This is a genomic window from Yoonia sp. I 8.24 (assembly GCF_022096995.1).
In the GTDB taxonomy this organism is placed as follows: Bacteria; Pseudomonadota; Alphaproteobacteria; order Rhodobacterales; family Rhodobacteraceae; genus Yoonia.
The window spans coordinates 248,405-261,584 of the sequence record NZ_JACXGQ010000003.1; the positions used below are offsets into that span (position 1 = coordinate 248,405).

Here is a 13,180-nt window from a genome sequence, read left to right on the forward strand (position 1 = left end):
TTTGCTAAAAAGGCAGTAACATAAGCGTGAACATGGCCAGTGCCAATTTCTACGGAAATCTGCCTAATCGCCAATAGTCTTAGTTTATATATTTGAGGAAATTTCTATGCGTCATATTTCAAAATCGGCTTTCCTGGCCATCTTACTTACCGCAGGGTGCATGACTGGCGTTGTTGTCGAAGGATTGGGCGATAACTCATCCGAGTACGCGAACGACAACGAATGTGACGATCCGAGATTTAAGGGCGAGGGTATGGCGTCGGTGCTGAGCCAAGAAAACACTGGTCGCGATGCGAGTGACTGTGGTCGCATGCTCACAGCGGGTCTTATATCGCAGGTGCGCTCTAAAGAGCAAAGCAGCCCTTCAGAATGTTCTGAAATTGACTTCGGTTTGAACCGAAATGACTGGGCGCGAAATGGGGTTTGTGACGATCCACGTTTTACCGGTCCCGGCGTGGATGATATCTTAAGGCAAGAGGAACTTTTGCGTGACGCTTCAGATTGTCGGAGGCTTTGTAGTGCCGGCAGAGTTTGGCTTAAGTAGGTAATAGTGCTGCAGCCGACTAGCTTAAAGTACCTTTGCGCACGATATATCAACGTACGCTTTTTCATTTGCCTGCTGGGTGTGTCGCGCGAAGCAGATAGGATGGGTGGGCTTATAACGCAAAGATGATGGGTCAGGTGTTCGGCCGCAGCTAGACAATTGTCAGCTAGACCGCGCTGGTAAGTGCCGCACCACCTGTTAATGTGGCGCAAAGCAAAAGGAAAACACCATGACCACGCCCGAAACCCCACAGACAGACGAGGCGCTTGAGGCGCCGACCGTTTTGAAAAAGCCACAACTTTTCAATGAGGTTGTTGCGCGGACCGGCCTGAAAAAACGGGATGTGAAGCCAGCCGTTGAGGCTGCACTTGCGGTGATCGGCGAAGCGCTGGCGCGCGGGGAAGAGCTGGTTTTACCACCCATGGGCAAGACCAGGATCATCAAATCCAAAGAACTGAACAACGGCGCATCGTTGCTGACGATGAAATTTCGCACGGCAAAAGTTGATAGTGTCGCGCGACCTGCGGATGACGATGCCTAAGCGATACAAATGGCATACCCGGAAATCTATATTTTGCGCCATGGTCAAACGACATGGAACCTCGAAGGGCGTATGCAAGGCGAGCTGAACTCGCCTCTGACCGCGCAGGGCCGCGACGAGGCCGCACGCCAAGGGGAGATTCTTGCTGAACGTGACCTCCGCGAATTCGCATTTATCAGCAGCCCACAGGGCAGGGCGGTGCAAACGGCGGGAATCGCCTGCGCGCCACTGGCGGAATTGGTGCGTACAGATGATCGATTGCGTGAAATTGGGGTCGGTGACTGGTCCGGTGCGCTGCGTGACACGCTACCGCTCCCGGACGCCTCTGATCCCTATATGGCGCAATATGAGGTTGCCCCAAATGGCGAAGGTCTGGCGGCTGTAAAAGCCCGCTGCAACGCATTTTTGCAAGATTTAAAGGGGCCTGCGGTGCTGGTGACGCACGGGGTGACAGGGCGCACATTGCGCGAAATTCTTGCGGGGCCTGAAGCAATTGAGGGCACCACGATCCATGGCGGACAGGGCTGCGTCTATCATTTGAAAAATGGTTCACAAAACTTGCTCACTTAGGCTTGCGCCCGCCCGCAACATGCCCTAAATCAGCCCTCATCGGGTGATTAGCTCAGTTGGTAGAGCGCTTCCTTTACACGGAAGATGTCGGGAGTTCGAGCCTCTCATCACCCACCATCCCCTCTATTGTTCATTTGTATCGTGTCGATGAATTGAGATTTGGTGCTGGGTCGTTGTGCTTTGCTGATAGCCGTTTTGTCATGTCGCATAAAAAACGCTCCGCGAATAGATTCGCGGAGCGCAGTCATGGAAATCGTTCGCAGCGGGGTTGCACCCAACCGTCAGGCTTAGTTGTGTAGTTCTGCGAACATATTCGTTTCGCTGATCAACGAGGGCGCGCCGATATGGCCTGCTGCACGGGCTGACCCTGCGTTCCCAAAGGTGTACCGCACGCCAAGTGCAATTTCGGTCGAGCGCATTGAATCATCGTCGCTACCAGCAATAGGCGTGGATCCGAAAAACGCGACGTCATAAGTCACTGCAAATTGTGACCCGCGTAGCACCGTTTCACCACCAAGCGACAGGTTGTGGAATTCATAATCTTCTCCATCATCTTCATAGTCGCTTGCGGTTGCCCACTGTACATCAGCATAGAGCGTGGTGTTTTGAAGTCCCCCATATGTGCCGCCTAGACGTACAAGCGTCGCGTCTTGGGTGCCATTTGGGCTGCTTGCATCGCGTGATGCTTCAAACTGGGCGATTTGGCCGTAGGCGGTGAAGTTTGCGTTGATCAGATAGTGGGCTTCGATCCCGTAGCCTGACAACGCGAACTGGGGATCTTCGTCGCCCGTATCGGCCCAGCCGGCCGCGGCAAACAGGCCGAGATCAATTGTTTCGCGAACTCCATAAAGGGCGTGGAGCGCGTAAAGCGAACTTGATGGGTCCCCGTCAAGGGTCTCAACCTCGTTGGTGTCGAATTCGATCAAGCGTGCACGGCCGTCCGCAATAAACCGGAAATCGCCGTATTCTTTGCCAATCGATCCTTCGATTTGTGCTGTGCTACCGTTGTATTCATCGTCATTGTCAATGTTCGAACCGCTCAACCCGCCGATGCTCACGCCGACAAAACCGTCTTGGGCTGATGCGCTGGTGCATGCCAATGTCGTTAGAAAGGTTGTTAATGCTAATTTGTGTACATTTTTCATAATTGTTCCAATTGTTAAAATACTTCTGTGTTTGCACAATAGACGATTTTCAGGTTTAAGGCGATGTCTTTTAAGTTTGAAACAAATTGCGCCGAAACACTGACGCTATGATGCAACAAAAACTGCGGCTCGATCGGTTGTACATTTGGCCCCACTCCGGCCCCAAATCTCGGGTGCTTTTGGGACACAATTCGAAAACCTGTCCTAGAAGCCATTTTTTGCGAAACCACCGCTTGACGAGGGGCGGGCGCAGACATAGAAGCACCCCACGTTCGGTCACAGACCGGAAAGAAAATGCGCGGTTGTAGCTCAGCTGGTTAGAGTGCCGGCCTGTCACGCCGGAGGTCGCGGGTTCGAGCCCCGTCAACCGCGCCACTTTCTTTCTTTCGTGATCTAGCGCTGCGCGGTTGTAGCTCAGCTGGTTAGAGTGCCGGCCTGTCACGCCGGAGGTCGCGGGTTCGAGCCCCGTCAACCGCGCCACTTATCCCCCACATATCATAGTGCCTTGCGGCGACAGCAGGGTGGATCGAGATCCACCCTACGCCATATCATTTGGTCATTTCGTGCAGGATGCGCGCCCACGACCGGATGCCTTTATGGAAAGACGACAGGTCATATTTTTCATTGGGCGAATGGATCGCGTCGTCGTCTTTGCCAAAGCCGATCAACATTGCGTCCATGTTCAGGATGTCCTTGAAATGCCCGGCAATGGGGATCGACCCGCCGCAGCCCACATAGGCCGCCGCATTGGGCCATTCGTCGGAGAGCGCTTTGCGCGCTTGGTCAAAGGCCGGGTGCGTCGTTGTCATTTGGCCCGCAGCACTAGCCCCGTGGTCGCTAAACGTCACTGTGCAATCGGCGGGCAGCATGTCTTGCACCATTTTGCGAAAATTTTCGCGAATTTTCAGCGGATCTTGCGTTCCGACCAGCCGGAAGCTGATCTTGGCGTGGGCTTCGGATGGCAGCACGGTTTTGAACCCGTCGCCAGTGTACCCGGACCAGATGCCGTTGACCTCGCAAGTCGGACGTGACCAGATCATCTCGAGTGGGCGGCGCCCGCGTTCTCCGGCTGGTTCAGATAGGCCGACTTCGCCTAGAAACGCCTTCTCGTCGAACTTCAGATCATCCCAAGCTGCGGCCAATTCATTCGATAGCTCGGGCACCCCATCATAGAAGCCCGGCACGGTGATCCGCCCGTCGTCATCATGCAAGGCCGCGATGATGCGTGCGAGAACGCGCGCAGGGTTCATCGCAAGGCCACCATACATGCCGGAATGCAGGTCTTTGTCAGGGCCGGTGATGGTCAACTCTTCGCCTAACAGCCCACGCAGCTGGGTGATGATCGCAGGCGTGCTGTCACCATAAAGCCCGGTATCGCAGATCAGCGCCACATCGGCGGTCAGTTCTTCGGCGTTCTCGCGCATGAAAGGTGTCAGCGATGGCGACCCGGATTCTTCTTCACCTTCAAAGAACAAGGTGATGTTGCCGGGCAGGGTGCCGTGGACCTTTTTCCACGCACGGCAGGCCTCAACGAATGTCATCAACTGGCCTTTATCATCTGACGATCCGCGCCCGCGGATGACCGGGCCTTTGGCCGTGTCTTCGATCTGCGGGTCAAACGGGTCGCGGTCCCAAAGGTCAAGCGGGTCAACAGGTTGCACGTCGTAATGCCCGTAAAACAGCACATGTGGTCCCGTGCCCCCCGAATGCGCGACAACCATCGGATGCCCCGGTGTTGTGCGCTTTGAAGCCGTGAAGCCAATGCTTTGCAAATCGGCGACGAGCCAATCAGCGGCGGTGTCACAATCGCCTTTATAGGCGGGGTCAGTTGAAATAGACGGAATGCGCAGCAGTTCAAGTAGCCGGTCAGTTGCCGCGTTCAGGTCGTTGTCGATACGCGCTAAGACGGGATCAAGGGTCATGGTGGGGTCCTGTGTTATGGTCGCCGCAAGGGTGGCACGATTGGCGCTGAGGTCAATCGATTTTGAGGCAAAAGTGTTGCCTTAATGCGAGCCTAATTAAAATAATGCAGCTAGAAATTGAGTGCCTCTATTGCAGTTGGTAGCGTCTGTTAACCTTTCGCTCCTACGTAATAGCCTTCGCATTTATGCTATTCTGGATTGATTGGTGGCAAATGTCTGGTAGGCACTTACCGGATCACATTATTATGTCGCATATGCGAATACTTAAGGAAAAGACGATGTTCAAACGCCTCCCATTTATCGTTGTCGGTTTGGCGCTCACTGCTGCATGTGCAGAGCCGGGTGCTCCAATCGAAACTGCTCCGGTCACGCCGCGCTATACTGCGGCATCATCGCAGTTGACGGCAAATGCCATTCAGCCGATTCCGGTGCGCGCTTACCAAGCCAAAACTGATACAACTGCGCGGCAAGAATTGGTTGGCGTTTCTTGCGAAGTGAACACGGCTTTTTACAGTGCAGACGTTGTGACACCGGCTATCGTACAATTGCCAAGTTTCGCTCGTCAAACGCCGGCGGTATCGCTTGTATGTACCCATGATGGGCAAACTCGTACCGAGATTATTGAGCCGTTTAACAAAACTGTTTCTGAGCGTACGGCGTCTGCGGGTGGTGGTTTGCTGGCGTATGCTTTGGTTGCTGCAGCAACAAACGCTGACAACAGCGTGTATTCTTACCGCACCTTGTCAGTAGATTTTTGATCCAAGCGCAAGTTTCCTTTTCAGGCCGCAATCCTGTTGCGGCCTGAATGTTAGCTATACGATCGCTAATACGATTGATCTGTGAGCTGAAAAGTTTTGGGTAAAATTTACGTGGACGCAGCAATCTGGACCAGCAAATGTTTACATATTTTCAAGACCTCGTCACAACGGCCTTTGATTTTGAAGCCACAGATCGGAACGCCCGCAAATTTGCGTTTGCGCAGCTCATGATTGCTGGGGTGATCGTGATTGGCGTCCCGTTCAAAGTCTTGATGATGATCGGTGATGTGGTGCGAAACCGGCGTGCAAAAGCGTCGATTTATGCCGACGTGAAAAAGGATCTTCCAGAGGGCGCATCGCGAGAATTGGTCCGCGAAGCGGCGATACGCGCAGAGCTGGAACGCCGCCAAGCCTATGCCGCGCCGCTTGCGCCGCCAATTGATCTTGCGGCCGAACCTGTTGATGGATCTTATTTTGTGTCTTTGCGCGCATTCGCTGAGGAAAAACAGAAATCCGGCGCTGCGATGAATGCGTATGAACGCGAGGCGGCTGGGCCTCTGGCGTTTTTATATGATTCATTTGGGCCCAAAGGGTTTGGGCATTTTGATGCGCTATATAGCACCCCGCCATATCGCAGTCATGAATTGCGCGCGTTGTTAGAGACCTTGAATTTACCTGATCTCACAAGCGCGGTCGAATCCGCGATGGGGCTGCACTTGCAACGCTACCAACTGTATCGGGACTTTGCAGCAACCGGGATGCCCGCAGAACAGGCCAGGGCCCATCCGGATATGCCATCCTATGACGCGTTGAATAATACCGTGAATGTTGCAGGTGGGCAGGCCCGATTTTTGCGTGCTGCGGATCAATATCTTCAGGCGGCTTACCCTTGGGTGCCCGACAGCGGGTTCTAACGCAACCCCTACACGATATAGCGCTTATCTGGCCGCATCTGCCCCAAGCGTAGCGCTGTGGGGAGTATTTGATCTAGGTCAACGTGCGGAAAGTGTTTGGCTGGCAATAGGGATAGGGGCGACAGTTTGTAGCGTATTGCTTGGACGCGTTTGCCCATATATGACGTTTAGAACGATTCAAGTTTTGGTTCGCCAAAACCTGTGCCGCAAGACAAAGGATACCACCCGTGGATTACACTGCCCAACTGGATGCCGCGATTAGCCGTTTGCATGACGAAGGCCGTTACCGGACTTTTATTGATATTGAACGCAAGCGCGGCCAGTTTCCACACGCCACATGGCGCAAGGATGATGGCACCGACACTCCGGTGACCGTTTGGTGTGGGAATGACTATCTGGGGATGGGGCAACATCCTGCTGTCTTGGCCGCGATGCACGAGGCCGTGGACGCGACAGGCGCTGGATCCGGCGGGACACGTAATATTTCTGGCACGACAGTCTATCACAAGCGGCTTGAGGCCGAATTGGCCAGCCTGCACCAAAAAGAGGCGGCGCTTCTTTTTACCTCTGCTTATATCGCCAATGACGCGACGCTGAGCACTTTGCCAAAGCTGTTTCCGGGTCTGATTATATATTCGGATGCGTTGAACCATGCCTCTATGATCGAAGGCGTGCGCCGCAATGGTGGCGCAAAACGCATCTTCCGCCACAATGATCTTGATCATCTGCGGGCTTTGCTTGCAGCCGATGACCCGGCAGCCCCAAAGCTGATTGCGTTTGAATCGATCTATTCAATGGATGGCGACTTTGCCCCTATCGAGGCGATTTGTGATCTCGCGGACGAATTTGGTGCGCTGACCTATATCGATGAAGTTCACGCCGTTGGCATGTACGGTCCGCAAGGGGCGGGCGTTGCTGCGCGCGATGGGTTGATGGGCCGGATTGATATTATCAATGGTACCTTGGCCAAAGCTTACGGTGTGATGGGCGGCTATATCGCTGCCTCTGAAAAAATGTGTGATGCGACCCGGTCCTATGCGCCAGGGTTCATCTTTACCACCAGCTTACCGCCTGCGGTCGCTGCGGGGGCTGCGGCCAGTGTTGCACTTTTGAAAACCGACGATGGGCTGCGTTTGCAGCACCAAACCCAAGCGAAAATCCTCAAGCTGCGGCTAAAGGGGATGGGATTGCCGATCATTGATCACGGCAGTCACATTGTACCGCTGATCGTGGGCGATCCGGTCCATACTAAAAAGCTGTCGGATATGCTTTTGTCTGAGTTCGGAATCTATGTGCAGCCGATCAATTTCCCGACCGTTCCGCGCGGCACAGAGCGGTTGCGGTTTACGCCGTCACCGGTTCACGGACCGCGCGAAATGGATGCACTTGTCAGCGCTTTGGACAATCTTTGGTCGCATTGCGCGCTGAATCGCGCCGAGTTGGCTGGTTAACTCTTTTTCAACGTATGCATGGCAACCGCTAATATGTTAGCGTGTTTGTAGGTACTCTTGTGAACGCGATTCGCGTTCCTTGGGCACTTAGGGGCATTAAGCGACGGGACAGTCGATGATTGGCAAGACCTTCAAGCGGTCAGACGCAGCGCAGGACGCTCAAACCAAGGGGTTTGACGACTTCGAGTTACGCTTGGGTGATTTGATGCGCGGTGAACGTGCGACAATGGGCAAAAGCCTATTGGATGTTCAGCGTGAGCTGAAAATCAAAGCCGCCTATATTGCCGCGATCGAAAACGCAGACCCCTCCGCATTTGATACCCCCGGATTTATTGCAGGCTATGTGCGCTCATATGCGCGGTATCTGCGGATGGACCCGGATTACGCATTTGACACATTTTGCACCGAAAGCGGTTTTGCGACTGCCCACGGCATGTCCGCAGAGGCATCATCGTTGCAAGGCAAGATCGGTGAACCTGTCGTGGCACCGCTTGGCAAAGATATCTTCTCAGCCTCTGCGACGCCATTTGTGCCTGCGGCTGACCGGGTTATGGCCGGGTTTGAACCGCGCGCTATCGGGTCAGTACTTGTACTGATCGCAATGATTGGCGGGCTTGGTTTTGGTGGTTGGACGGTGTTGCAAGAAGTACAAAAAGTACAATTCGCCCCGGTTGAGCAAGCGCCGGTTGTCGTCGCTGATCTTGATCCACTTTCGGGCGTAACAAATAGCCTGGATCAAACACAAGATTTGGCTGGTTTCGTTGCGCCGTCATCTGATGCTTTGGATCGGTTGTATCGCCCACAGGCGCTTGATGTGCCCGTGCTGACCGCACGCGATGCGCCAATCTCAACCCTGAATCCGGGCTCTTTTGGTTCGGTTCTACCCGCTCAGATCAACCCAGATGTTGTTGTAGCCGACGCCGATGTAGCCTCGCCGCATCCACCGGCCATCCAAGTTGTCGGCCCAGATGTGCCAGAATTGCAATTGGTTGCCGTTCGCCCCGCATGGGTGCGCGTGCGGGCGGCCAACGGTACTGTCATTTTCGAGGGTGTGATGTCACCCGGCGAGAATTTCGAAGTTCCCGCAACCGAAGAACCCGCGACGTTGCGCGTAGGTGAAAGCGGCGCGGTCTATTTCGCGGTGAATGGCGTGCACTATGGGCCTGCTGGCCAAACGGGCGTTGTGACGTCCAATGTCGCGCTAAATGCCGACAGCCTGCTTGATAGCTATAGCGTCGCAGATTTGACCGCTGATGATGACCTCGCCGAGGTCGTGCGCGTGGCCGAAAATAGCGCAGGCGAATAACCCGCCAAGCGGTTGCTGCACGCGGGTTTGATGCTTAGATTGCCGGTAACCGCGATTGCCTGAAAGCAGCCCTATGTCCCTCAATTCAATCCGCCCATGGCGCCACATCGAACGCCGCAAATCCCGTCAAATTATGGTGGGCAATGTGCCTGTTGGGGGCGATGCTCCGATTTCCGTGCAGACGATGACCAATACGCTGACGACGGACGTCAAAGGCACCATTGCCCAAATCCAAGCTGCCGCTGATGCAGGCGCGGATATCGTGCGGGTTTCTGTCCCGGATGAGGCTTCGAGTAAGGCGCTCAAGCAGATCGTGCCCGAAGTATCTGTGCCGATCGTCGCGGATATCCATTTCCACTATAAACGCGGGATCGAAGCCGCCGAAGCAGGGGCCGCCTGTTTGCGGATCAACCCCGGTAATATTGGCGATGAAAAACGCGTGCGCGAGGTGATTAAAGCCGCACGCGACCACAATTGCTCAATTCGGATCGGCGTGAACGCAGGATCGTTGGAAAAGCACCTGTTGGACAAATATGGTGAACCATGCCCCGATGCGATGGTCGAAAGCGGGATGGATCATATCAAAATCCTGCAAGACAATGATTTCCACGAATTTAAGATCAGTTGTAAGGCGTCCGATGTCTTTATGGCGGCGGCTGCTTATCAACAGTTGGCCGATGTAACGGATGCGCCGATCCACCTTGGGATCACCGAAGCCGGCGGGATGATCAGCGGCACAGTTAAATCGGCGATTGGTATGGGTAATCTGCTGTGGGCGGGGATTGGCGACACGATCCGTGTATCGTTGTCTGCGGACCCGGTCGAAGAGGTGAAAATGGGGTTCGAAATCCTCAAATCACTCGGCCTGCGCCACCGTGGGGTAAATATCATTTCATGCCCATCCTGTGCGCGGCAAGGGTTTGACGTGATCAAAACCGTTGAAGCGTTGGAACAGCGGCTCGAGCATATCAAAACCCCGATGAGCCTCAGCATCATCGGCTGTGTCGTTAACGGCCCCGGAGAGGCGCTGATGACAGACGTCGGCTTTACTGGTGGCGGAGCAGGGTCAGGGATGGTCTACTTGGCGGGCAAGCAAAGCCACAAACAATCCAACGCAGATATGATCGCACATATCGTGGAGCAGGTTGAAAAAAAGGCTGAAGAACTGGAAGCAGCACGCGCGGCTGAGTAGGTGCGAAGCTAGCATACGATGCGCGCGATTTTTGTGCGGGCATGCAGATGGCGCTTAACGCGAAACTGTCGCGATCAGCGGTTTCTTATTTTTACAATGCCGACGGACAAGTTGTTTTTGCTGAGCGTTTGGCGGAATCGTCGGCGCTGGAATCGGGGTGAATGCCAGATCCGCGACCGCCGGGAATAGCGTGGTGATTTCTTCCCAAGCCTCTGTGGGGACAGTTTTGCGGGTTTCCGGCCCCAAAAAGAAACTCTCGGATGGGGTGCCTTCGGCATAGATCACTTCGTGGTTGTCAAACAAAAGATGGAAATAGTCGACCTGCGTTACGGCGTGATCGACCTCAATTCGCGGCATTTCTGTCAGCTTGATCGCCGCAACCAGTACCGTTGCTGCACCAAACATCCGTTCGCCAATCCGCGATTTGACGGCCATGCGGTGTTGGCGTGACACGCGCAAATCGCGTTTGGGTAGCCCCGCACCCATGCTGCCCGCCGCGATGCGAACCGGCAAGAGCTTTGGATTTGCGCGCAATGCATCAAGGCCAATAGTGCGACACAGTGAGAGTTGCAGGGGCTGATAGCCGCGATCAAGCGTCAGCACCCGGTCACCGGGTACAAGCGTTTCAACGGGGACATCCCCACGCTCTGTCGTGATCAAAGTGCCTTTTGTAAAACAGGTGACGCCGGTTTGTTCTTCGATTTCAGAGGCGGTTTTACCGATGAAGCCCGTCAGCCCGGGAATGGAACCATCAATCGCGGTGTTATCTGAATAGTCGCTGCCGTCTGATTGGTTCAGAACGCCGTCATCGGCAAGATCGGCCAGCATCTCTGTCGTGTTTGTATAGAACGATGTGAGGTCGATGTAGTCGTTATTGCCGGCGTCGCCATCATTGGTATCGGTCGACCCGGCGCCAAAATCGGTGATCGTATCATCGCCGTCGCCTGCGTTATAGACAAATGTGTCATTGCCTGCGCCACCGGTAATAACGTCGTTGCCTTCGCCTGCGGTGATCGTGTCATGGCCGCCCGCGCCATCAATAACGTCATCGTTGCGGTCAACGCCGGTCCCATCATTATTATCGACCCAATCGTTTTCCGGGTCTTCATCATAGGTAACATCGATAATGTCATCGCCCGTGGTCCCATCGACGACGCCGTCGATGTCAAAATGGTGCCCGAACTGTCGAGATCCATTTCCTAGGTCCCATCCGGGTCACCGTTGCCAAAATCAGTTGTGTCAAAATCGATCAGGGCGGCGTCATCATCAGTGCCGGGAAGCTCAACGAAGGTTGGCGGCGCGCCACCGTCCGTAATTCGACCGATGCCGACCCAAAACCACCGTTAGTCCATTCGATATCGCCGTAAATGAACTCGACCGATAGATCGTCACCACCCGTGTCGCTTAGAATGACCTGAAACGAGTTCCTATCGGTACCATTGTTACCGTAGGAAGCGACGTCCAACCATGTGATTGTGACTTTCCCGGTTGTGGCGTCAACATCCCAATAGATATCGCCATCGGTCGTGCCGCGAATGTCAACATCGCTCCAGAAAGGGGCGATTGCGGGCACCGTTATGCTGTCGATGCCCGTTGGGGTATATGAGGTAACGGGCGCGCCAAATGTAATGAGCCCGTTGGTATTAATGTAAATTTCAGTATAAGTCTGGCCAAAGTAAGTAATCGGCCCGCCGCCGAATGCGGCGGTAATATCAATGGCAATACTACCGTCATCCATGTTGCTGGCGTCTAGATCGCTAACGCCGGTTCCCTTGAACGAGTCTGCGCCTTATCCGCCACTAACTGTTTCCAATGTCGCCATTGCTTCGTTCCAAACCAATCACACAATAACGCGCATAACATACGGCCCCGCGCGTTAAGGGCCATCGGAACACTGTATGTTTTGCTTTAGGTTTCGCTGGCAACGATTTCGCGGACCTCAACTGTTGGCTGGGGGGAATATGCATTGGACATGGTTGCAAAGCTGCCTGCGCCTATTCTTCGCGCAATTCAGCAATTATGGCGACCATCGCGTCTGCTGGTACATAGCCCCGTAGCATTTGGTCTTCGATTACAAATGTTGGGGTGCCCGAGATTTCCATTTGATCGCCCAATGCGCGGTTCGCTGCGATGATATTGGTGACTTCGCTTGAATCCATCTGCGCAATGATCGCTTCGGCGTCCAATTCAAGAATTTCAGCCAGCCGTGTCATGCTCGCTTGGGTGATGTCGCCCCGAAATTCCATCAATGTGTCATGCACAGCTTTATAGGCGTCGTCGCCAGCGACAAGCTGGGTCGCGACGGCAAAGCGCGAGGCAAGCACCGATTGTTCGCCCAAGATGGGGTATTCTTTGACGATAAAGCGAATATTGGCATCTGCGGCCAATAGGGCTTCGACCTCTGTGTAGGCGCGTTTACAATAACCGCACCGGTAATCCATGAACTCAACGATGGTGATGTCACCCGCCGGATTGCCGCCAACATAGGAATGGCGATCGTTAAACAACTCATCCGCATAGGTTACTGCAAGCAACTGATCGTTGGCGATTTCGGCCAGACGCTCACGTTCTAGCAAAACGCCGATCGCCTCTTGCAAGACCTCAGGATCTTCGAGCAGATAGGCCCGTACCTCTGCGCGAAATGCAGCGCGCTCCGCATCGGTCATCGCCTCAAGTTCAAGGGCGGCCACCGGGCTGGTCAGGGCGAAAAGAAAGGGCAGGGCATAGCGCAGGGACATCTGGATCATCTCGTTAACATATATTCGCTTGTGACAGACCATATTTACCGGGGAATGCCAAGGTCCATTGACCTCACATAGCGGTGACAGGCACATAGG

The 13,180-nt window shown here is 54.3% G+C and carries 13 protein-coding genes, 3 tRNA genes and 1 pseudogene; 11 read left to right on the top strand and 6 right to left on the bottom strand.

Going from position 1 to position 13,180, the window contains the following annotated elements; all coding sequences use genetic code 11:
- Positions 1 to 106: 106 nt before the first annotated feature.
- The 4 genes from Yoon_RS07010 (at position 107) to Yoon_RS07025 (ending at position 1,772) form a co-directional block, all read left to right on the top strand.
- Positions 107 to 544, top strand: a complete 438-nt coding sequence (locus tag Yoon_RS07010) for a hypothetical protein (RefSeq protein ID WP_238111402.1) — start codon at positions 107 to 109, stop codon at positions 542 to 544.
- A 229-nt stretch (positions 545 to 773) separates the two neighbouring features.
- A complete protein-coding gene (locus Yoon_RS07015; protein ID WP_238111403.1) occupies positions 774 to 1,085 on the top strand; it encodes an HU family DNA-binding protein in 312 nt (103 codons plus the stop codon).
- Between the two features lie 9 nt (positions 1,086 to 1,094).
- Positions 1,095 to 1,655: a histidine phosphatase family protein gene (locus tag Yoon_RS07020; RefSeq protein ID WP_238111404.1), complete on the top strand. Its 561-nt coding sequence runs from the start codon at positions 1,095 to 1,097 to the stop codon at positions 1,653 to 1,655.
- Between the two features lie 41 nt (positions 1,656 to 1,696).
- Positions 1,697 to 1,772, top strand: a tRNA-Val gene (locus Yoon_RS07025).
- Between the two features lie 170 nt (positions 1,773 to 1,942).
- Here Yoon_RS07025 and Yoon_RS07030 read toward each other — a convergent pair.
- On the bottom strand, positions 1,943 to 2,800 hold the full coding sequence (locus tag Yoon_RS07030) for a hypothetical protein (protein ID WP_238111406.1): 858 nt from the start codon (positions 2,798 to 2,800) through the stop codon (positions 1,943 to 1,945).
- Positions 2,801 to 3,098: 298 nt separating this feature from the next.
- On the opposite strand from Yoon_RS07030, the gene Yoon_RS07035 reads away from it, so the two are divergent.
- Both Yoon_RS07035 and Yoon_RS07040 read left to right on the top strand, forming a co-directional pair.
- Positions 3,099 to 3,175 (top strand) — tRNA-Asp (locus Yoon_RS07035).
- Positions 3,176 to 3,203: 28 nt separating this feature from the next.
- Positions 3,204 to 3,280: transfer RNA gene (locus tag Yoon_RS07040), tRNA-Asp, on the top strand.
- Positions 3,281 to 3,348: 68 nt separating this feature from the next.
- Here Yoon_RS07040 and Yoon_RS07045 read toward each other — a convergent pair.
- Positions 3,349 to 4,722: a M20/M25/M40 family metallo-hydrolase gene (locus Yoon_RS07045; RefSeq protein WP_238111407.1), complete on the bottom strand. Its 1,374-nt coding sequence runs from the start codon at positions 4,720 to 4,722 to the stop codon at positions 3,349 to 3,351.
- Positions 4,723 to 5,000: 278 nt separating this feature from the next.
- On the opposite strand from Yoon_RS07045, the gene Yoon_RS07050 reads away from it, so the two are divergent.
- The 5 genes from Yoon_RS07050 to ispG all read left to right on the top strand — a co-directional run bounded on the left by Yoon_RS07050 (position 5,001) and on the right by ispG (position 10,343).
- Positions 5,001 to 5,480, top strand: a complete 480-nt coding sequence (locus tag Yoon_RS07050; RefSeq protein WP_238111408.1) for a hypothetical protein — start codon at positions 5,001 to 5,003, stop codon at positions 5,478 to 5,480.
- Between the two features lie 137 nt (positions 5,481 to 5,617).
- Positions 5,618 to 6,394, top strand: a complete 777-nt coding sequence (locus Yoon_RS07055) for a hypothetical protein (protein WP_238111409.1) — start codon at positions 5,618 to 5,620, stop codon at positions 6,392 to 6,394.
- 227 nt (positions 6,395 to 6,621) lie between these two features.
- Positions 6,622 to 7,845: a 5-aminolevulinate synthase gene (gene hemA, locus Yoon_RS07060; RefSeq protein ID WP_238111410.1), complete on the top strand. Its 1,224-nt coding sequence runs from the start codon at positions 6,622 to 6,624 to the stop codon at positions 7,843 to 7,845.
- Positions 7,846 to 7,960: 115 nt separating this feature from the next.
- The gene (locus tag Yoon_RS07065) at positions 7,961 to 9,151 is read left to right on the top strand and encodes a helix-turn-helix domain-containing protein (protein WP_238111411.1); all 1,191 of its coding nucleotides are present in this window, start codon (positions 7,961 to 7,963) and stop codon (positions 9,149 to 9,151) included.
- Positions 9,152 to 9,224: 73 nt separating this feature from the next.
- Positions 9,225 to 10,343 (top strand): flavodoxin-dependent (E)-4-hydroxy-3-methylbut-2-enyl-diphosphate synthase, encoded by a 1,119-nt coding sequence (gene ispG, locus Yoon_RS07070; protein ID WP_238111412.1) that lies wholly within the window; start codon positions 9,225 to 9,227, stop codon positions 10,341 to 10,343.
- A gap of 54 nt (positions 10,344 to 10,397) precedes the next feature.
- Here ispG and Yoon_RS07075 read toward each other — a convergent pair whose 3' ends face one another.
- The 4 genes and pseudogenes from Yoon_RS07075 to Yoon_RS07090 all read right to left on the bottom strand — a co-directional run bounded on the left by Yoon_RS07075 (position 10,398) and on the right by Yoon_RS07090 (position 13,090).
- Positions 10,398 to 11,171 (bottom strand): Hint domain-containing protein, encoded by a 774-nt coding sequence (locus Yoon_RS07075; RefSeq protein ID WP_238111413.1) that lies wholly within the window; start codon positions 11,169 to 11,171, stop codon positions 10,398 to 10,400.
- Positions 11,172 to 11,345: 174 nt separating this feature from the next.
- Positions 11,346 to 11,507, bottom strand: a pseudogene (locus Yoon_RS18010) (hypothetical protein); the annotation flags it as partial.
- 85 nt (positions 11,508 to 11,592) lie between these two features.
- On the bottom strand, positions 11,593 to 12,081 hold the full coding sequence (locus Yoon_RS07085) for a nidogen-like domain-containing protein (RefSeq protein ID WP_238111416.1): 489 nt from the start codon (positions 12,079 to 12,081) through the stop codon (positions 11,593 to 11,595).
- A gap of 256 nt (positions 12,082 to 12,337) precedes the next feature.
- Positions 12,338 to 13,090, bottom strand: coding sequence for a DsbA family protein (locus tag Yoon_RS07090; RefSeq protein WP_370642138.1), 753 nt, complete (start codon positions 13,088 to 13,090; stop codon positions 12,338 to 12,340).
- Positions 13,091 to 13,180 lie beyond the last annotated feature (90 nt).